The sequence below is a fragment of the Exiguobacterium sp. s146 genome, from assembly GCF_018618415.1.
In the GTDB taxonomy this organism is placed as follows: domain Bacteria; phylum Bacillota; class Bacilli; order Exiguobacteriales; family Exiguobacteriaceae; genus Exiguobacterium.
Genome location: NZ_JACSMA010000001.1, coordinates 315359 through 333742, shown reverse-complemented (window position 1 = coordinate 333742; position 18384 = coordinate 315359). Strand labels below are relative to the sequence as shown.

At 52.6% G+C, this 18384-nt stretch carries 17 protein-coding genes; all 17 read right to left on the bottom strand.

All coding sequences use genetic code 11. The features are described 5' to 3' along the window. Window positions 1-32: 32 nt before the first annotated feature. The 17 genes from KNP83_RS01860 to KNP83_RS01780 all read right to left on the bottom strand — a co-directional run bounded on the left by KNP83_RS01860 (window position 33) and on the right by KNP83_RS01780 (window position 18356). Entirely contained in the window at window positions 33-524 is a 492-nt protein-coding gene (locus KNP83_RS01860; protein WP_214759850.1) for a hypothetical protein, read from the bottom strand. A gap of 161 nt (window positions 525-685) precedes the next feature. Beyond that, a complete protein-coding gene (locus KNP83_RS01855) occupies window positions 686-2170 on the bottom strand; it encodes a glycoside hydrolase family 32 protein (RefSeq protein ID WP_214759848.1) in 1485 nt (494 codons plus the stop codon). 21 nt (window positions 2171-2191) lie between these two features. After that, complete coding sequence (locus tag KNP83_RS01850) at window positions 2192-3433, bottom strand: MFS transporter (RefSeq protein ID WP_214759846.1); 1242 nt, start codon at window positions 3431-3433, stop codon at window positions 2192-2194. 158 nt (window positions 3434-3591) lie between these two features. Further along, the gene (locus KNP83_RS01845) at window positions 3592-4572 is read right to left on the bottom strand and encodes a LacI family DNA-binding transcriptional regulator (protein ID WP_214759844.1); all 981 of its coding nucleotides are present in this window, start codon (window positions 4570-4572) and stop codon (window positions 3592-3594) included. A gap of 183 nt (window positions 4573-4755) precedes the next feature. Further along, the gene (locus tag KNP83_RS01840; protein WP_214759842.1) at window positions 4756-5700 is read right to left on the bottom strand and encodes a glycoside hydrolase family 43 protein; all 945 of its coding nucleotides are present in this window, start codon (window positions 5698-5700) and stop codon (window positions 4756-4758) included. Further along, the gene (locus tag KNP83_RS01835; RefSeq protein WP_214759840.1) at window positions 5697-6644 is read right to left on the bottom strand and encodes a glycoside hydrolase family 43 protein; all 948 of its coding nucleotides are present in this window, start codon (window positions 6642-6644) and stop codon (window positions 5697-5699) included. The genes KNP83_RS01840 and KNP83_RS01835 overlap by 4 nt, the downstream gene beginning before the upstream one ends. Further along, a complete protein-coding gene (locus tag KNP83_RS01830; protein WP_214759838.1) occupies window positions 6641-7810 on the bottom strand; it encodes a sn-glycerol-1-phosphate dehydrogenase in 1170 nt (389 codons plus the stop codon). The genes KNP83_RS01835 and KNP83_RS01830 overlap by 4 nt, the downstream gene beginning before the upstream one ends. Then, on the bottom strand, window positions 7807-8811 hold the full coding sequence (locus KNP83_RS01825) for an aldose epimerase family protein (protein ID WP_214759836.1): 1005 nt from the start codon (window positions 8809-8811) through the stop codon (window positions 7807-7809). The genes KNP83_RS01830 and KNP83_RS01825 overlap by 4 nt, the downstream gene beginning before the upstream one ends. A 15-nt stretch (window positions 8812-8826) precedes the next feature. After that, window positions 8827-9066 carry a DUF6171 family protein gene (locus KNP83_RS01820; protein ID WP_214759834.1) on the bottom strand — a complete coding sequence of 80 codons (240 nt, stop codon included), beginning with the start codon at window positions 9064-9066 and terminating at the stop codon, window positions 8827-8829. A gap of 1 nt (window position 9067) precedes the next feature. After that, window positions 9068-10591, bottom strand: a complete 1524-nt coding sequence (locus KNP83_RS01815; protein WP_214759832.1) for an alpha-N-arabinofuranosidase — start codon at window positions 10589-10591, stop codon at window positions 9068-9070. 44 nt (window positions 10592-10635) lie between these two features. Continuing rightward, window positions 10636-12123: an L-arabinose isomerase gene (gene araA, locus KNP83_RS01810; protein WP_214759830.1), complete on the bottom strand. Its 1488-nt coding sequence runs from the start codon at window positions 12121-12123 to the stop codon at window positions 10636-10638. Window positions 12124-12158: 35 nt separating this feature from the next. Beyond that, window positions 12159-12857, bottom strand: coding sequence for an L-ribulose-5-phosphate 4-epimerase (araD, locus tag KNP83_RS01805; RefSeq protein ID WP_214759828.1), 699 nt, complete (start codon window positions 12855-12857; stop codon window positions 12159-12161). Then, a complete protein-coding gene (gene araB, locus KNP83_RS01800; protein WP_214759811.1) occupies window positions 12851-14548 on the bottom strand; it encodes a ribulokinase in 1698 nt (565 codons plus the stop codon). The genes araD and araB overlap by 7 nt, the downstream gene beginning before the upstream one ends. A gap of 281 nt (window positions 14549-14829) precedes the next feature. Next, a complete protein-coding gene (locus KNP83_RS01795) occupies window positions 14830-16140 on the bottom strand; it encodes an arabinan endo-1,5-alpha-L-arabinosidase (RefSeq protein ID WP_214759810.1) in 1311 nt (436 codons plus the stop codon). 16 nt (window positions 16141-16156) lie between these two features. Continuing rightward, a complete protein-coding gene (locus KNP83_RS01790; RefSeq protein ID WP_251139215.1) occupies window positions 16157-16423 on the bottom strand; it encodes a lipocalin-like domain-containing protein in 267 nt (88 codons plus the stop codon). Next, on the bottom strand, window positions 16354-17445 hold the full coding sequence (locus KNP83_RS01785) for an arabinan endo-1,5-alpha-L-arabinosidase (protein ID WP_214759807.1): 1092 nt from the start codon (window positions 17443-17445) through the stop codon (window positions 16354-16356). Before KNP83_RS01785 ends, KNP83_RS01790 begins: the two co-directional genes overlap by 70 nt. 68 nt (window positions 17446-17513) lie before the next feature. Next, complete coding sequence (locus tag KNP83_RS01780; protein ID WP_031200025.1) at window positions 17514-18356, bottom strand: carbohydrate ABC transporter permease; 843 nt, start codon at window positions 18354-18356, stop codon at window positions 17514-17516. Window positions 18357-18384 lie beyond the last annotated feature (28 nt).

Here is an 18384-nt window from a genome sequence, read left to right as displayed (position 1 = left end):
GCCTTTCTCAACTGGTGAGACGCGGGCTTTCGTCATAACGTTTGATTGGCCAAGTTGATCAGTTGTTGGACCGGTAAGCGGGTCTCGTTGTCGAGTTCGACGGAGTTGCCATCGATATAATAAATGATTCGAGCAGTGAAGCCGTTTTTGTTAATCCACCATAAACCTTGCGACGTCGATTCCGCTTCATCATAGAAGGCAGAGGTCCCGTCCGCAAGTACGTATTGGTCTCCGTATGACGAAATATCCTCTATGTCATCAGGTTCATCGACGACTCTATGGACGATGTAGCGTAACTCCTGTGTCGTCTCCTCATTCACATAGTGAAATACGAATTGGTGCATGTAGTGCGGCTTCGCGATATCGATTTCACTGTAACGCCGAGTGATTTCAAACGGAAACACAATCGGTTCTTCAAACGTGTGTTCAATCGGTGGGTTTGGTGAATCAGGCCAATCCGTCGCTAATTCAAACAACGCTAAAATAACAATCAGCCAACCTAATAACCTTATCAATCGTTTCATGTTCATCTGTCTCCGCTCAATTCATAAGTAATTTGCGTTCTACACTCATGATACGACCCATTTAACCACAACTTACAGAGCGTTTTGTTGTGAAAAGTCAATTGTATATATTTATAACAAAACCGTACCTACTCTTTATGAGATCGGCACGGTTCTTTAGTTCATTGTTCAGTCCATACATCTTTCAATTGCCACACGTTGCACGTTTTGACGTTGACACTTCCACCTTCGGCATAGAACGATAACCCGAGACTCGTCGGATTCGGATAGATTCGACTTGTCATCACCGTCGTCCCAGCGTTGGCGAACACCTCCACCGAAGACCGGTCGAGGAAAATCCGTAACTGGAGCACATCCCCTTCCACGTCGACCTCAGCCGTTCTGATTCCATCGACGCCCGTCCCTGACTTCGTTCGATCGAGCGTCAATTGACGAGTTTGAGGCGAGAAGTGGATGACGGTCTCTTCTGAGCCATCTTCACTCCGACGTAATTTGATACCGAACGTATCTGCCGTCACATCACGTAAAGAAAACTCAACCTCTACCTCAAGCAACTCTTCCGCCACATCCGTGACGATTTCAGTCTCTTCAATCGTCGTCATCTGAACGTCCAGCCGTTTAGAACGCAAGGCTTTCAACTCCTCGACCGGCTCCATCTTGATGCGGCCGTCCTCCATCCGCGTAAGCACACGTGGTAACGTCAATGCCCCAGCCCAGCCATGCTCTTTCGTCGGCATCTCCGACTCCCACATGTCCATCCAGCCGATGGCGATGCGGCGTCCTTTGTCATCGAGCAACGTCTGGACGGCATAGAAATCATGACCGTGGTCGAGCTCTTTGAAATCACCTCGTTCAAACGTGTTCGTCTCATAATCGAACGAACCTGTCACGTAACCCGTTTGGAACAAGTTCTGATACCGGTCCCCTTCCGGTTTTATCCCTTGCGGTGAAAATAAGAGGACATGCTCGCCGTCGAGTTCAAAGAAATCGGGACATTCCCACATGTATCCCTCCGTCCCGTCACTCTCTCCGAGAACGCCGAGATACTGCCATGCTTTTAAATCCGCTGACTTGTAGAGAATGGCCTTCCCGATGTCACCTTTCCGAGTACCGAGGACCATGTACCAGTTCCCTTCATGCTTCCATACTTTCGGGTCACGGAAATGACCCGAACCGTCTTCTGGATGCATCGGGATGACCGGATTCTGAGGATGCTTCTCGAAATGAATCCCGTCGGTGCTCGTGGCGATGCATTGCGATTGATCGAGGATGTCTTTCTCCTGATCGATGAAGATGTTGCCTGTATAAATCAGCGTGAGGACCCCATCGTCATCGACCGCACTGCCAGAGAAACAGCCGTCCCGTTCATAGTCTTCTTTCGGGGCGAGCGCAATCGGCAGGTGCTCCCAATGGACAAGGTCTTTACTCTTCACATGTCCCCAATGCATCGGTCCCCAATTTTCGTCGTACGGATGATGTTGATAAAAAACGTGATATTCATCTTTATAATGAATCAGTCCGTTGGGGTCATTGATCCAATTGGCAGGTGCCATGATGTGATAGCCGAGCCGATACGTCGTGTCCAGATTCGCTTTCGCTTCGGCCACTGCTTTGTCTGCCTCTGTCTGTGTTGTGTGCGTTAACATATGATCGCTCCTTTAAGTAAGTTAAATGACCTGTCCCATATCTTTTGATGTTGGTTTTTGAAGATTGGTCTTCTTCTCGTTCAACAACGTGAACATCGAGATGACCGTGAACGCGAGAACGATGGCTCCCATCGCTAAATACGTCTGTCTGAAACCGATACTGTCATAGAAGTAGCCGGCTGCCGGTGACATGATTGACTCCCCAACTTGTTTGGCGAACTGGAAACCGACGAGATACAGCACCGATGATAGACGCGTATCGAAATTGGCCGCTAAGTATTTAAAGATTGCGACGAGCATAATCGGTAATTCCAACGCGTGAATCAACTTCATTGACGAGATGCCGATCGGTCCCTCGACAAGACCCGAACCGACGATTCGGAACGCCATCAAGTAGCCGGCAAGAATCAAACTGTTCTTCGCTCCAAGTTTATTGACGATGAACGGTGCGGCGAACATCATCCCGGCTTCCAAGAAGACCTGGAGTGAATTCAAATAGCCGAACACCTGGTTCCCTTGTGCTTCTGTCGGGAAGAGCGACGAGTAATAGACCGGGAACTGTTGGTCATACACGCCGTACACGCAGGCGACCCCAATCACATACAGCATCAAATACCAAAAATCTTTCAATGTGAACAAATGACCGACGTCTTTCAATGTGACCGAGGCGGCCCGTTCCATCTCGACGTCCGTGACTTCTACCTTGATGGACAAGATGATTGCGACCAAGACGATGGCCGAGACCGACGCCACCCAGAAGTTGATGTTCGGGTTGATGTTGAACAACTGTCCTGCGAAGAACGTCGCTGCCGCCCATCCGAGCGAGCCCCACATGCGCGCTTTGCCGTACTCAAAATCGTATTTCCGCCCCACTTTTTCGATATATGACTCGATGGCTCCAATCCCGGCAAGGAAGGCCGTCCCAAGATAAAGTCCTCCGACAGCGGCTCCGATGATGACATTGTACTGAAGGAGAGGTCCGTACACATAGATATAGAACGGTCCAACGAACACGAGCAACATGCTGATGAAGAACAGAATGTTTTTCTTTAAGCCGATCTTATCGGAGATAAATCCATAGAGCGGTTGCATCAACAGCGCAAAGATAGCGTTTACAGAAAAGACCAAGCCAGTCTGGGCGCCAGTCAATTGCATCTCTTGCCCGAGCCAAATCGAGAACAATGAATAACTCGACGACCACGTGAAAAAGAAGAAGAAGAAATAGGCACTCAGTTTCCAATACAAGATTTTTGACGTTTTCATGATGCTGTCTCCCTCAAAAATAGAATGAACTACATTTTTTGAAAGCACTTTCAAAATCATAATATGTCAACCGCTTTCATATGTCAACCGGTTGACATATAGTTGTCATGTTTTCTTGCACGAAAAAGCCCGCTCCTACATGAGGAGCGGGTTCGACGTTAAGCGTCAATCCCTTGAAGCAAGCGGACAGGAAGTTGAATCTCTCTGCCTTCATCTGTGAATTCACCGTCGATTTCTTTTAATAACAAATCGATGGCCGTCTTGGCGATTTCTTCAATCGGTTGTTGAATGGTCGCGAGTTCCGGCAAGAGCGAGCGGACGGCTTCGGTCCCGTCATAGCCGACCACTTCGATGGTTTGGGATGCACATTTCGACGATTTCATGACGCGCATGAAGGAAGCCGCGAACAAGTCGTTCGTCGCGAACACACCATCGAGCTCCGGTTGTTCGTCAACCAATTTTTGCATGACAGCTTCTTGGCTCGCGCGATCAAAGACTTCCTCGACCTCATACACAATCGGTTCTTGCCCATGCGCTTTCATCACATCGAGATAGGCTTGCCGTCTCAGGCGGGCCGGTGTCTCGAGTGACCCTTCCCCATCAATCAACGCGATCCGGCGACATCCTTTTGCCCATAAATAATCGGTCGCCAGTTTGCCCCCTTGATAATTATCGGAGCTGACAACCGGAATCGTGTCAGACAAATAACGGTCAATCGCCACGACCGCCAAGTTTTGCTTATGGTAATCGACAATCCCCCGGTTATGTGTGCCAACGATGATGCCATCGACTTGGTTTCTAAGCAACATCTCCAAGTAACGCTCTTCTTTATCGACTTGGTTCAAACTGTTGCAGAGGAGCACTTTATATCCGTTCGCCGCACAATAATTCTCGATATGGAACGTGAGCTCCCCGAAGAACGGGTTGGCCGTTGTCGGTAAAATCAAGCCGATCAAATGCGAGCGTTTGTTGAACAGCGAACGCGCCACGTCGTTCGGAAAATAGTTGAGTTCTTGCATCGCCGCCTCAACTTTTGTTTTCGTCTTTTCACTGATATAGCCACGATTGTTCAACACACGTGACACGGTTGTCGGAGAAACCCCAGCCAATTTGGCTACGTCCTCAATCTTTGGTTTCATCGAATCGTTTCTCCCTTCCTAGCTCTCGCTTTCAATTATACAAAACTGTGCGCGTTGGTGCAGGATTGGAGTTGATTCAATAAGAAAATCAGAGAGAGGGTGCATCTCATCAAATGTGGTTCGTGACGCCTACTCCCGTAACATAAAAACAGACGCTCGCAATTTATGAGCGTCTGTTATTGATTAGAGCGGTTTCCCAAATTCCGGGCGCCCTTCTTCATTCCATGTGAACACTTGTGCGCGCGTATGACGGTTCGGATCGTAAAGGGGGTCCCCTTCGATTTCCGTATACGTCCGTGCATGGTAAATCAGGATGTCTTCTCCCTTTTCATTCACGGTAAAGCTGTTGTGCCCGGGACCGAATTGATTCACGTCGGCGTTCGTCTGGAACACCGGTCGGAATGATTTCGACCACGACGCCGGGTTCAACAAATCAGCGTCGTCCGAGGCGCACAACATACCCATACAATAGTTCTCATCGGTCGCACTCGCGGAATACGTGATGAAGATATGGCCGTTCCGTTTCAACACGGCCGCCCCCTCGTTGACGAGGAAACCACGAGTCTCCCAATCATACTCCGGCTTCGTCAGCATGACTTGTGGCAATTTAATCGTCCATGGATTTTCGAGTTCGGCGATGTATAGATTAGAGTTCCCATCGATGGCCGGATCCTTTTGAGCCCACACCAAATAGTGAGTTCCTTTATGTTCGAACACGGTCGCATCGAGTGCGAACGAATCCCACTCAGTCTGAATTTGGCCTTTTTCGACCCACTCTCCTTCGAGCGGATTTGCCGACTCGTTCTCCAATACGAACATGCGGTGGTCGAACAGACCGTTGACGATGTCCCGCGACTTCGCGGCCGCAAAATAGAGATACCACTTGCCGTGAATGTGATGCAATTCAGGCGCCCAAATCAAGTCGCTCATCGGACCTATCTCGTGTTTGACCCATGCGGTCACCGGCTCAGCCGTCCGCAGCGCTTGAAGCGAATTGGCGCGTCGTAACTCAATCAAGTCATACTCAGGCACCGACGCCGTGAAGTAGTAATAGCCATCCGTATGCAAGTAGACCCATGGGTCGGCTCGCTGTTCTAAAATCAAATGTCGATCCTCAACTTGCTTCATCGTACAGCCTCCTCGTCGCGAATCGGTCGGCCGAACACCGGGCCTGCCTCATCCCATGCGAACGGCTGGATCCGCGTATGTCGATTCGGGTCCCAGAGCGGGTCCCCGACGATTTCTTTATAGTTGCGGGCATGGTAAACAAGTATGTCTGTCCCGTCTTCTAATGTCGTAAAACTGTTGTGGCCCGGTCCGAATTGACCGGCCGCTTCATCGGTTCCAAAAACCGGTTCGGGATGCTTCGTCCAACTCGCCGCATCCAATAGATTACTCGTCTCCTCGGCGCGCAGAAGGCCCATGCAGTAGTGATGGTCCGTCGCACTTGCAGAGAACGTGATGTAGATATGGCCATTCCGTTTCAAGACGGCCGGGCCTTCGTTCACGAGGAACCCAATCTTCTCCCAATCATATTCTGGTGTCGCAATCATCGTCTGTGGCCCTGTGAGCGTCCACGGGTTCTCCATCTCTGAGATGTAAAGGTTCGAGTTGCCATCGATGGTCGGGTCTTTTTGGGCCCACACATAATAGAGGCGCCCCTCATGCTCGAACATCGTCGCATCAAGCGCGAACGATTCGCACCAAGTCCGGACCTGTCCTTTTTCGACCCATTCCCCTTCTAGCGGATTCGCCGAGCCGTTCTCGAGCACATACATCCGGTGGTCGAAGACGTGATCTTCTCGCGCGGCAGCAAAGTAGAGGTACCATTTCCCTTGGATGTGATGCAATTCCGGGGCCCAAATGTTCGCGCTCATGATGCCCGTCTCACGTTTCGTCCAAACGACTCGTTCTTCGGCTTCGGTCAAGGCCGCGAGTGTCTTCGCTCGACGGAGTGGGATGCCCGTGAAGTCCGGCAATGAGGCCGTGAAGTAATAATAGCCGTCTGTATGGCGCATAATCCATGGGTCCGCTCGTTGTTCCACTAGCGGATTCGTGATCGTCTCTCTCATAAAGTACTCTCCCCTACCTCAGATTGTGTTCGGTTCAAACTCAACTGCTTTAACAGTGTGTGCCGTTCTCTCAAACGGTACGCCTCTCGCTTGCTACTCGCTAACAGGAGCGAGGAGACCCCGATTCCTTCGGGTCGCAGCGGTGCCTGTAACGCGTGGAATATGTGTTCGAGTTCTTGGCGTGTCGGCATCTGTTCGGCCCACTCCCGGAGAGATTCCGGCGTGTCGGACCATTCAAGCATCATTGTTTTATAGGAATCGATGAGTTCCATCGTGGCAATGGCGACTTTCGTTCCATGGAGGGCCGCCGGACGATGGTTGGCGATAAAGTCCATCTCCCAATAGTGGGACAAGTGATGCTCACCACCGGAAGCTGGATGCGAATGACCGAAAATCAACATGGCGACTCCGGACAACAATAGCGACTCAATCAGTTGATCCAACCCGTCCGCGTCTCGTTTATAGATGGCAGGCAAGGCGTCCACACACGATTGTAACGCCTGTTCCGTCAGCAATGCGGCGACCGGACAATACGGTTCACCGCCGTCCAATGCTCCGAACCGCCAGTCCAACAAGGACGTGTATTTCCCGAGCATATCGCCGACCCCGGCCGCAATCAACACGTCCGGCGCCTTCCGAATCACCTGACTCGGGACGAACACCGCAATCGGAGAAACGAGCTGGTACGTAATTTTCTTGCCTCTCACAATGAGAGGCGCCCCTTTCGACGTGAAGCCATCCACTGACGGCGCGGTCGGCACCGAGATGAACGGTACTTTCGTTTTGGCCGCACAGAACCGGGTGACGTCATGAATCGTGCCGGCCCCTAGCGCGATGAGCGCGTCAACGGTTTCATCTTGTTGAAGCAATACTTGTACGACCGAGCGTTCCTCCGCCAAGACGTCTCCTTGCTCGTCCGCTTGGAGCGAGACGAGTGACACATCGACTCCGATGTCCGTCAAGGCTTCTCGTAGCGGGAGAAACCCGACGTGCTCGGTATTCGTGTCGGCGACGACGAGGAGGTGGTCCCACTCTTTTTCGTGGACGAACGCAGCCAATTCGATCCAGACATATTCAGACGCGACCATCCGTTCAATCGTGATTGGGTGATGGGGATTCCCGCAATCACAAGCTTGAACGTGTTCATTAATTTGTTCGAGGTTCATCGGCTGACTCCTGTCTCGACGCGGTATGTCGTTTGCCAACGGTACGTGTCTCCCGCCTTCAAGCGAATTGACGGGAACGTCTCGTGGTGAACCGCATCAGGGAGGTGTTGCGGTTCCAGACAGACGCCGTAGTAACGTCTCGACGTCCCTTCACGCAATGAAGTCGTCTCATTCATCTGATTGCCCGAATAGAGGACGATAGCGGGGGCCGTTGTCGAAATCGTCAACTCACGCTGTGACTCTCGGTCATACAGTTTCGCTTCCCGTTGCTCCGTGAAGACGAACGGGTGGTCATAGCCGTTGACCAATTCGTTTTGTGGATGGGTTGACTCGAGACCGTCCGCCAAGACACGACCAGACCGGAAATCGAACGCTGTCTGATCGACTTCCAGCAAGCGACCCGTCGGAATCAAATCATCCCGCAGCTCAGCGAACGTGTCGGCGGACAACATAAGCTCATGGTTCAAGATGTCCCGCTCGCCTCCGCTCAAATTGAAATACGCATGGTTCGTCAAATCACACAACGTGTCTTGATCAGAGGTCGCCTCGTACGTGATGGTGACCCCGTGGTCGACCAGTTCGAACGTGGCACGGACGTCGAGTGTCCCGGGATATCCGTTCTCTCCGTCAGGGCTGACGCAATGAAGCGTCACACGGTCGGATGTGCTCTGTTCGACCGACCAGATGCGACGGTGCAACCCTTCTCCGCCGTGAAGGTGATGGACACCTTCATTTGAGGGCACGTGATACGTCACGCCCTCCAGGTCGAACGTACTCTGGTCGATCCGTCCGGCGACCCGCCCGATCGTCGCACCTAAATAATACGTGTCCTGCATGTAAGCCTCGACTGTGCCGTACGACAAGACGATATTTTTCCAGCCATCGTCCTGAATCGAGAATTCTTGCAACGTCGCTCCGTAAGTCAATATGCTCAATCGATACACATCGTTTTCGAGCGTGATCGTCGACTCGTCAATCGCTGTTTCTAGTTGCCGCTTCATGACATCCACTCCTTTTTACCAAACGTTCACCGGACAGTGCTTCGTCGCGAGTCGTGCCCGATACGAGACATAACACCCACATTTCAAGCAAGTATCTTGTTGCTGGAACGGGCAAGCCGCGCAATGGGTGAGGCGTGCCTCGTATTCCGTATCCGACACCTGCTCCATGACTTCCGCATCGATGGTCAACAGCCAGTCTTGGTCTGTCGCTTGCGGTGGACAGGTCCGGCATCGCCGCGTCTCCGCCACTGTCATCTCAGCGGACCGCGATGGTGATGACGCTCATCGCCGGCACGTCGAGGACGAGCTTGCCGTCTTCCGTGACTGTCACCTCATGGTCCCCTGGTGAGACGAGGTCAGGCTGTTCGAACGTGTTATGGGCGTTCAAATGGTCTGCCGTCAAAATCCGGGCCGACACGCTAGAGACAGTGCCGATTCCCCGCAAATCGATTTCGACCGTATCGCCTTGCTCGTGGTCGAGTTGGCAGAGGCTGATGTGGAGCACACCTTCCGCATTTCGCGAAGCAGTGGCGTTCACGGCCGGAATGGCTTCATCTTTGGCCACATAGTTACGTGTGTGTGCGGCGAGTTCGACGCGTTCGGCATCTTGGTGGACGCTGTACATCTCGAACACATGGTATGTCGGCGTGAGGATGAATTGGTCTCCTTCTGTCAAGATCATCGCCTGCAGCACGTTGACCATTTGAGCAATGTTCGCCATATGAACGCGGTCGTTATGGTTATGGAAGATATTGAAGTGGATCGCCGCCACGAGTGCATCCCGGATCGAGTTTTGTTGATACAAGAAACCTGGATTCGTCCCCGGCTCCACATCGAACCAAGTGCCCCACTCGTCGACAATCAAGCCGACGCGTTTATCTGGGTCATACTGGTCCATGATTTGGCCGTGTTTCGTGATCAACTCGTCCATATGGAGGGCGCGCTTCAATGTGATGAACCATTCGTCCTCCGTGAAATCGAGAGCCGAGCCTTTGCCCAACCAGAAGTCACCTGGGATCGTGTAGTAATGGAGGCTGAGCCCGTCCATCATCGTCCCTGCTTCCCGCATCAGGACCTCTGTCCATTTATAGTCGTCGATGTTCGCCCCACCGGCGATTTTATAGAGCTTGTTGCCGTCATAGTTACGGACGTACGTCTGATAGCGGCGATACAGGTCCGCGTAATATTCAGGACGCATGTTGCCGCCGCAGCCCCAGTTCTCATTCCCGACGCCAAAGTAGGTGAGTTCCCACGGCTCGGTCCGGCCGTTCTCTTGTCGCCAGTTCGACATCGGTGATTCGCCACCGAACGTCATGTACTCCACCCATTCCGACATCTCTTGTACCGTTCCGCTTCCGACGTTTCCGCAGATATACGGTTCACACTCAAGCAATTCGCAGAGGCGCATGAATTCATGGGTACCGAAGTGGTTGTTTTCGACCACTCCGCCCCAGTGCGTGTTGACCATCCGTTTGCGGTTCCCGTTCCGACCGACCCCATCCTTCCAGTGATACTCGTCGGCAAAACAGCCGCCCGGCCAACGAAGGACCGGAACGTTCAATTTCTTCAAGGCGGCGAGCACGTCGTTGCGGATGCCATCCGTGTTTGGAATCGGTGATTCGGGACCGACCCAGAGCCCTTCATAAATACAACGACCCAAATGCTCGGCGAAGTGACCATAGATATGCTTGCTAATCGTCCCTTTGGTTAAGTCGGCATTGACGATGAGCTGTGTCGTTCCTGTCGCCACGTGTGTCGAGTTGATGAGTTGGTTGTTCATAGTATCTCCTCCGTGAAGAAGGGCCAACGAAGTGGCCCTTTAGATTATGGTCGATAGTAAAGTTCGTTCCAACGCAGTTCATTGTTGAATTGGACCGTCTCCGTCTTGGCGTCGATGACCGCGATTTCAACGTCGAGCAGTTCCGCGAAGTCCCGTAGCTGATCGGTCGTCACTTCATACGAATAACAGGTGTGGTGCGCCCCACCGGCTTGAATCCAGTTTTCGACCGCTTGCGCCATCGAAGGTTCTGTTTTCCAAAGAACGCGTGCGACCGGCAAGTTCGGCATCGCCTCTTCGGGCTGAATGCCTTCGACCGTGTTGACGAGGAGACGGAAGCGATGACCGAGATCGATGATACTCGCGTTCAACGCCTTTCCGCTCTGTCCTTCAAAGACGATCCGGGCCGGCGCTTCCCGGTCTCCGATACCGAGCGGGTGGACTTCGATTCTTGGTTGATCAACCGCAATCGTCGGACAAATCTCCAACATGTGGGCGCCAAGCACCATCTCGTTGCCTGGCTCGAAGTGGTATGTGTAATCTTCCATGAACGATGTCCGCTCGTTATTTGCCATGATTTTCATGAGACGGACGAGAGCTGCGGTCTTCCAGTCACCTTCTCCAGCAAAACCATAGCCTTGTTCCATCAAGCGTTGGACGGCGAGACCCGGCAACTGCTTCATGCCGTGCAAGTCTTCGAACGTCGTCGTGAAGGCGGTATAGCCACCTGCCTCGAGGAAGGCTTTCATGCCGAGTTCGATCCGGCCTTGGTACCGGACCGAGGCGAGAAACTCCTCTTCAGCCATCCCTTTGTTCGTCAGCGCGTAACGAGACGCGTATTCGTCCATCAGCGCATCAAGATCTGCGTCGGTCACGGCGTCCATGTATGCGACGAGATCACCGACCCCAAATCCGTCCACCGTCCAGCCGAGGCGAATCTGCGCTTCGACTTTGTCGCCTTCCGTCACGGCGACATTGCGCATGTTATCACCGAAACGAGCCACTTTTAACACTTTGCTTTCGGCCAACGCATGAGCAACTTTCATCCAGCTCGCCATCTTGCCTCGTGTCGTCTCGTCTTCCCAGTGCCCGACGAGCACTTTGCGTTTGACGTTCATCCGGCTCGTGATGAAGCCGTGTTCCCGGTCGCCGTGCGCCGATTGGTTCAAGTTCATGAAGTCCATATCGATTGCATCCCAAGGGATGTCACGGTTGAACTGTGTCCCGAAATGGAGCAACGGTTTTTGTAGGACGCGCATGCCACTGATCCACATCTTCGATGGCGAGAACGTGTGCATCCAAGTGATCACGCCCGCACATGAGTCGTCCGCATTCGCCTGAAGCATCATTTGACGGATCTCTTCTGCATTTTTGACGACGCCTTTGAAGACGATTCGGTCGCTGAAGACGTCGGCCGCATCGAGTCCGGCCACCATCTCTTTTGAATGATCCGCCACTTGTCGAAGCACGTCTTCGCCGTAAAGCATTTGGCTTCCTGTCACGAACCAAAATTCATATGTTTTTGCTGTCAACATCCAAAGTCCCCCCTAATGTGAGGGCGAAGCGCCGGTCATTTTTGGCCGTAGTATGCGTTCGCCCCATGTTTTCGCAAATAGTGTTTATCTAAGATGCTCTGTTTAATCGGTGTCAGGCTAGGGTTCAAGTTCAAGGCGTGAAGGCCCATCTTGGCGACTTCCTCGAGGACGACCGCATTGTGAACCGCCTCATTCGCGTCTTTGCCCCAGCAAAACGGTGCGTGGTTGGCCACGAGCACGCCGGGTACGGCGACCGCTTCGAGCATTAACTCGTCGAGCGTTTCTAAGATGACATGTCCCGTCTCGAGCTCGTACGCCGTCTCGATTTCTTCATCTGTCAATTCACGCGTGCACGGAATCTCGCCATAAAAGTAATCGGCGTGTGTTGTTCCGAACGCCGGGATTGCCCGCTTCGCTTGGGCCCAGCTCGTCGCCCATGGCGAATGGGTATGCACGACCCCACCGATTTCAGGAAGAGACCGGTAGAGCGCGAGATGGGTCGGTGTGTCCGATGAGGGACGAAGCTCGCCTTCGACGACGTTACCTTCCAAGTCGACGACGACCATGTCTTCCACGGTTAACCGTTCGTAAGGGACACCACTCGGCTTGATGACGACCAATCCGGCGTTACGGTCGATGCCACTGACGTTGCCCCATGTGAACGTGACCAAACCGTGCTGCGGGAGGGCCAAGTTCGCTTCGAGCACGGCTTCCTTCAAATGACGGCTTACCATACCGGCTCCTCCTTCACGCGTGACGCGTCGGCTTTGATTTTTTTCAAGCGTTTCATCACATCGTTTTCACCGCGACCGAAGTAGTCGTATAGTTTCGTGTATTCGGCGAACAGAGCATCATACGTCGCGACGTTTTCCGGGATCGGCTTGTACGTCTCTTCTTTGACACGGCCCATCTTCGCTGCCGCTTCCGTGATCGTGGCGTAACCGCCTCGCTCCGCACCAGCCGCCACCGCTCCGAACATGGCCGACCCGAGGGCAGGCGTTTGCGAGGAGGCGGAGATTTTGATTTCCATGTTCAACACGTCCGCATAGATTTGCATCATGAGGGCGTTCTTCTCGGCGATCCCGCCGGCTGCATATACTTCATGCACAGGGACACCGCTGTTCCGGAACGCTTCCACAATCGTCCGTGTCCCATACGCTGTCGCTTCAATCAATGCCCGGTAAATGTCTTCAGGCTTTGTGAGCAATGTCGCTCCGAGGAGGACGCCCGTCAAATTCGTATCGACGAGCGTCGATCGGTTCCCGTTCCACCAGTCGAGGGCGACGAGACCGCTCTCTCCGACACGTTGCCGGGCTGCTTTCTCCGTCAACAACTGATGGATACCGATACCTTTCAAGGCGGCCTCTTCCACGTAATGTCCTGGGACACACGCCTCGGTGAACCATTCAAAATGGTCCCCGACACACGATTGGCCAGCTTCATAGCCCATCAATCCTGGGATGACGCCGTCTTCGACGACACCGCACATGCCTGGGACGACTTGTTCGTCTTCACCGAGCAAGATATGGCACGTCGACGTACCCATGACCATCAGCATCTTGCCAGGTTCGGCGATTCCGACAGCCGGTACCGCCACGTGGGCGTCGACGTTCGCGACCGCGACGGCCGTGCCTGGAAGGAGTCCAATCCGGGCGGCGAACGCCTCTGTCAGTTCACCCGCCTTGGACCCGATTGGCGCGATGTTGCGCGATAGTTTCTCTTCGACAACGTTCTCTAGACGCGGGTCGAGCGCTTTAAAGAATTCGTTCGACGGGTAACCGTCTTGTTTGTGCCAAATGGCTTTATAACCAGCCGTGCAACTGTTCCGAACGACACGTCCCGTCATCTGGGAGACGACCCAATCCGTCGCTTCTAGAATCTGATCTGCCGCTTCATAAATGGCCGGGGCCTCGTTCAGGATTTGCCATACTTTCGGGATCATCCATTCCGATGAGATTTTCCCGCCGTATCGTTTCAAGAACGCTTCGCCCCGTTCGGCCGCGATGCGGTTCAACTCGTCCGCCTCGTCTTGCGCGGCGTGGTGCTTCCAAAGCTTCACGTAGCTGTGCGGGTTTTGCTGATGTTCCTTGCGGAAACAAAGCGGGTTCAAGTGTTCGTCAATCGGTAAGATCGTGCAGGCTGTGAAATCGATACCGAGTCCTACGACTTGGTCAGCCGTGATCCCCGCCTCTTTGACGACGGCCGGGATGGTGAGTTCTAACACTTCTAAATAGTCTTGTGGATGTTGGAGCGCCCAATCATGCTCGAGACGGGTCACCCCGTCCGGTAAATATTCATCCATGACGCCATGTGTGTACGGTTTGACCGCGGTCGCCACTTCTCGACCTGTCGCTACGTCGACGAGGACCGCACGTCCTGATTGCGTCCCGTAGTCGACGCCGATTGTATAGTTGGCCATATTCATCACCCTACCTCCAAAAGAATGCGCTTACATATAGGATGAAAAAAATAAAGTGTGTGGGCACTCCTTTCTTTTTCATCCGTACAACTATTCAAATACTGTGCCTGATTCGTACAGAAAACAAAAAGATACAATCAAGTTGTACGTATAACTTACACCTTGATTGTATCAACTATTTTAAATTAATCAACTGTTTTCAACATTTTATTTGAATGTTTTTGCGTCAGTTCTGAAAAAACTGTGACACTCATCTTTAAAGAGAACGCGACAAGTTGTACGGATATTTACAGTCGTTTGCCGATAAAGACGTGTCCTTGGTCAGACAATCCCGCGAACACGAGCGTTTCTCGCCAATTCTCCCAGTCCCAGCCCGGTAACACATGCCAAGTGATCCCTTCAGGACCGTAGAGTTTGATGGTCGTATCCGTCAGCTTCTCATAACGCCCTCGTTCGCCGTCCTCTGTCACGAACGTCCCGTCAGCTAGAAGTTCAATCTTACTCGAAGGCAGGACGCCATGTTTCGTCCGGTCCATGTAGATCCACTCCCACTCCCCGACGAGCTCTTCCATCTCGATGGGCCGTTCTTCTTCCCCGGCATATCGTTGCGGAGACACGAGCGGCCAACCCGATTCCGTCCAGATGATTTTCCGAATATGCAGTTCGTGCCAGTGCGGGTCTTGCTCACCTCTGACGTGATGGACGAGATAATCCTTGTCGCCGTCCTGCAAGACGGAGTTATGACCAGGACCAACCCAACCTTCCCCAACCCCGAACCGATAGCCTCCTAGAATTTTCATGCCGACTTGTTGTGGGTCGATCTCGAGGTCGGTCATGACGTTCCCATCAAAATCGACGTACGGTCCGGTGATCGAAGTCGAGCGGGCCACACGGATGTGATAGTCCTTGAATAAGGAGTCGTACGAGACGAACAAGTAATAATGGCGATCCGCCTCCCGATAAACGATATACGGTCCCTCGATTGCCCCTTCAACGCTTTGGTGACGTTTCGCAATCAACGTCTCCTCACTCCCTAAGCGTTTCTTTCCCGTTTCCGGATCGACCGGGAACACATACAGCCCACCGAAGAAGCTGCCGTAGACGAGCCACGGTTCTCCTTGCGCATCGAACGTGATATTCGGATCAATCGCATTCGGCCCCAATGTCCCCGCCTCGCTCTTCACGACGAGCCCGTGATCCTTCCAAGGCCCGTCTATCGTTTCCGCGCTGGCGACACCGATATATGACTGCGTCTGCCCAAACTGTGACGCCGCATAGTACATGACATAGCGACCACCCATGAACACGACTTCCGGCGCCCAAAGCCCTGGCGCCCCCGTCCACTCCACAGCCTCGTGCGGAAGTTCTTCAAACGCTAAACCGACGTATTCCCAATGGATCAAGTCATATGAGCGGCGCACTTGAATCCCCCCGTTGATGTGATGTCCGTGGGCTGCGTCCGTCGAGAACACGTAATACCAATCCCCCACCTTGATGGAGGCCGGGTCATGGGCGTTGTGTACGCCCCACATCGTTTCATTCGACAATCGTTCTAACACATAACGTTCTTCTCGTTTCGGACCGTTCACCTTTTGCATGTTCCCGTTTCTCCTTCTATTGTTTTTTGCCCCATATGGCTGTGCCGTCCTGACTTAATCCTGTGAAGATAATCGTCGGTTGCCAATTCTCCCAGTCCCAAGCCGCTCCGACTTGCGTCTCATACGTCTCTTGTCCGACTTCAACCTTGAGGACCGAGCCATTCAATCGCCAAGATCCGTCCCCGCTTCCGAGCTTCCCGCCTCGTTCCAACGTCAACGCGCTCGATTCTTGCTTCCCATCGTCGAACCGAGGGAACGTGATGACCTCCCAGTCCCCGACCAGATGGGCGTCGTCGACCTCAACGTCTCCTTCGCCTGCATAGCGCTCGGGCGAAACGACCGGCCAACCGTCTTTTGTCCAATACACTTTTCGAACGTGCAGCTGTGACCAGTAGATGTCTTCACTCGGTCGCGCCTGATGCAACACGAACGTGTCAGTCCCGTCTTGTAAAAATGCCGAATGCCCGGTCCCGACGTATCCGTCATCTCCTTCGAAACGATACGGACATTGTACGTATCTTCTAACCACCCATATGACACCATCAAATAGTAATAACCCATCTCCTCGTTATATAAGATTTCCGGTCCTTCGATTCCCATCGACATGTCTTTCCGTTTGGCGAGTAGCGTTCCTTCTGACGATTCGTCCACTCGCTTCCCGGTTCCTGGATCAATCTCCGTCAAAAAGATTCCCCCAAAGTACGACCCATATGTCATCCACCATTTGCCTGATGCATCTTGTGTCACATGAGGATCAATCGCGTTGGCGACACCCCCGTCCCCATCTTTCGACGTCACGACGGCACCTTCGTCTTTCCAAGGCCCTTCGATCGTTGATGCTGTCGCTAGCCCGATGTACGACGTGCGACTCCCGACCCCTGATACGGAATAGTACAAGTGGAACCGATCTCCGATTTTCGTGATCGCTGGGGCCCAGAACGTGTTCCCACCGGCCCAAGCGAACGCCTCTTCAGACACTTGATCGAACACACGACCGACGAACTCCCAGTGAACGAGATCGGTCGATTTACGAATTTGAATGCCGGGCGTCGGAGGACTACCCACCATGTAATCCGTCGAGAAAACGTAGTACGTGTCACCATCTTTAAAGATTGCCCCGTCATGCGTAAAGTTCGTCGTCCACTCGCTCTCTTTGTTGAGCACGTCTGGCGTCACATCTTCCACCTTTTGATCAAAAGGCGCTTTCGGGAGTGCCAACTCATCGATTGACGCACTCGTCGTCTGCCAGAAGAAGACTCCTCCCACGATGGCGAGTAACGCCATCCAGACCATTATTTTTTTCATTTTAATCTCCTTTCTCCATCAAAAAGGCACCCGCCTTAAAAAGACGGGTGCCTTTGTCCTGTCACACCTCAGCCCTTCACACCAGAAATCGCAATCGACTCGATGATCTGTTTTTGGAAGATCATGAAGACGATTAACATCGGGAGTAACGCCACGACGGACGCAGCCATGATTAACGGATAATCACTTTGAATTGCATACGATGCGTTAAAGTTCGCGATGACAAGTTGAAGCGTCTGTTTCTCCGGCGAATTCAAATACAGAATCGGCCCGAGGTAGTCGTTCCAGATTGCCATGAACCAAAGAATCAATTGCGCGGCCACGGCCGGCTTGATCAATGGGAAGATAATCTTATAGAAGATTTGGAAGTACGAGCAGCCATCAATCTTGGCCGCTTCGATAATCGAGTTCGGAATGCTGTTCAAAAATTGACGCAAGAAGAAAATCATGAAAATATTCCCGAACAGTCCCGGTACAATCAATGGTAACAACGTATCCACCCAGCCGATGCTCGAGAACATCATGAACTGGGGAATCATGAGTACCGGGTACGGGATCATGACGGAAGCGAACAAAAGGAGGAATATTTTATTCTTTCCTCTGAAGTTCAACTTCGCAAAGGCGAACGCAGCCAAGCTCGACGTGAACGTCCCGACGATTGTGACGGATAATGCGACGATCAAACTGTTCGATATCCCGGACAACAGCGGACCCATACTCCAAATTTCCGTGTACTTGCTAAACGAAATATCTGTCGGAATCCACACTGGCGGGAGCGCGAACACATCCTCTTTTGATTTTAACGACGTCGACACCATCCAGAGCAACGGCGCAATCATGACGACCGCTCCGATAGACAGGAAGATAAAGATGAAGAAATCCGTGATCCGGTCCTTCTTCTTCACCGACATCGTCTCCACTTTCTCTTTTTTTCGCGAG

What these genes read in the sequence shown, in the direction of transcription:
- KNP83_RS01860 (WP_214759850.1), bottom strand. Translation starts at nt 524, where the DNA reads ATGAAACGATTGATAAGGTTATTAGGTTGGCTGATTGTTATTTTAGCG.
- KNP83_RS01855 (WP_214759848.1), bottom strand. Translation starts at nt 2,170, where the DNA reads ATGTTAACGCACACAACACAGACAGAGGCAGACAAAGCAGTGGCCGAA.
- KNP83_RS01850 (WP_214759846.1), bottom strand. Translation starts at nt 3,433, where the DNA reads ATGAAAACGTCAAAAATCTTGTATTGGAAACTGAGTGCCTATTTCTTC.
- KNP83_RS01845 (WP_214759844.1), bottom strand. Translation starts at nt 4,572, where the DNA reads ATGAAACCAAAGATTGAGGACGTAGCCAAATTGGCTGGGGTTTCTCCG.
- KNP83_RS01840 (WP_214759842.1), bottom strand. Translation starts at nt 5,700, where the DNA reads ATGAAGCAAGTTGAGGATCGACATTTGATTTTAGAACAGCGAGCCGAC.
- KNP83_RS01835 (WP_214759840.1), bottom strand. Translation starts at nt 6,644, where the DNA reads ATGAGAGAGACGATCACGAATCCGCTAGTGGAACAACGAGCGGACCCA.
- KNP83_RS01830 (WP_214759838.1), bottom strand. Translation starts at nt 7,810, where the DNA reads ATGAACCTCGAACAAATTAATGAACACGTTCAAGCTTGTGATTGCGGG.
- KNP83_RS01825 (WP_214759836.1), bottom strand. Translation starts at nt 8,811, where the DNA reads ATGAAGCGGCAACTAGAAACAGCGATTGACGAGTCGACGATCACGCTC.
- KNP83_RS01820 (WP_214759834.1), bottom strand. Translation starts at nt 9,066, where the DNA reads ATGACAGTGGCGGAGACGCGGCGATGCCGGACCTGTCCACCGCAAGCG.
- KNP83_RS01815 (WP_214759832.1), bottom strand. Translation starts at nt 10,591, where the DNA reads ATGAACAACCAACTCATCAACTCGACACACGTGGCGACAGGAACGACA.
- araA (WP_214759830.1), bottom strand. Translation starts at nt 12,123, where the DNA reads ATGTTGACAGCAAAAACATATGAATTTTGGTTCGTGACAGGAAGCCAA.
- araD (WP_214759828.1), bottom strand. Translation starts at nt 12,857, where the DNA reads ATGGTAAGCCGTCATTTGAAGGAAGCCGTGCTCGAAGCGAACTTGGCC.
- araB (WP_214759811.1), bottom strand. Translation starts at nt 14,548, where the DNA reads ATGAATATGGCCAACTATACAATCGGCGTCGACTACGGGACGCAATCA.
- KNP83_RS01795 (WP_214759810.1), bottom strand. Translation starts at nt 16,140, where the DNA reads ATGCAAAAGGTGAACGGTCCGAAACGAGAAGAACGTTATGTGTTAGAA.
- KNP83_RS01785 (WP_214759807.1), bottom strand. Translation starts at nt 17,445, where the DNA reads ATGAAAAAAATAATGGTCTGGATGGCGTTACTCGCCATCGTGGGAGGA.
- KNP83_RS01780 (WP_031200025.1), bottom strand. Translation starts at nt 18,356, where the DNA reads ATGTCGGTGAAGAAGAAGGACCGGATCACGGATTTCTTCATCTTTATC.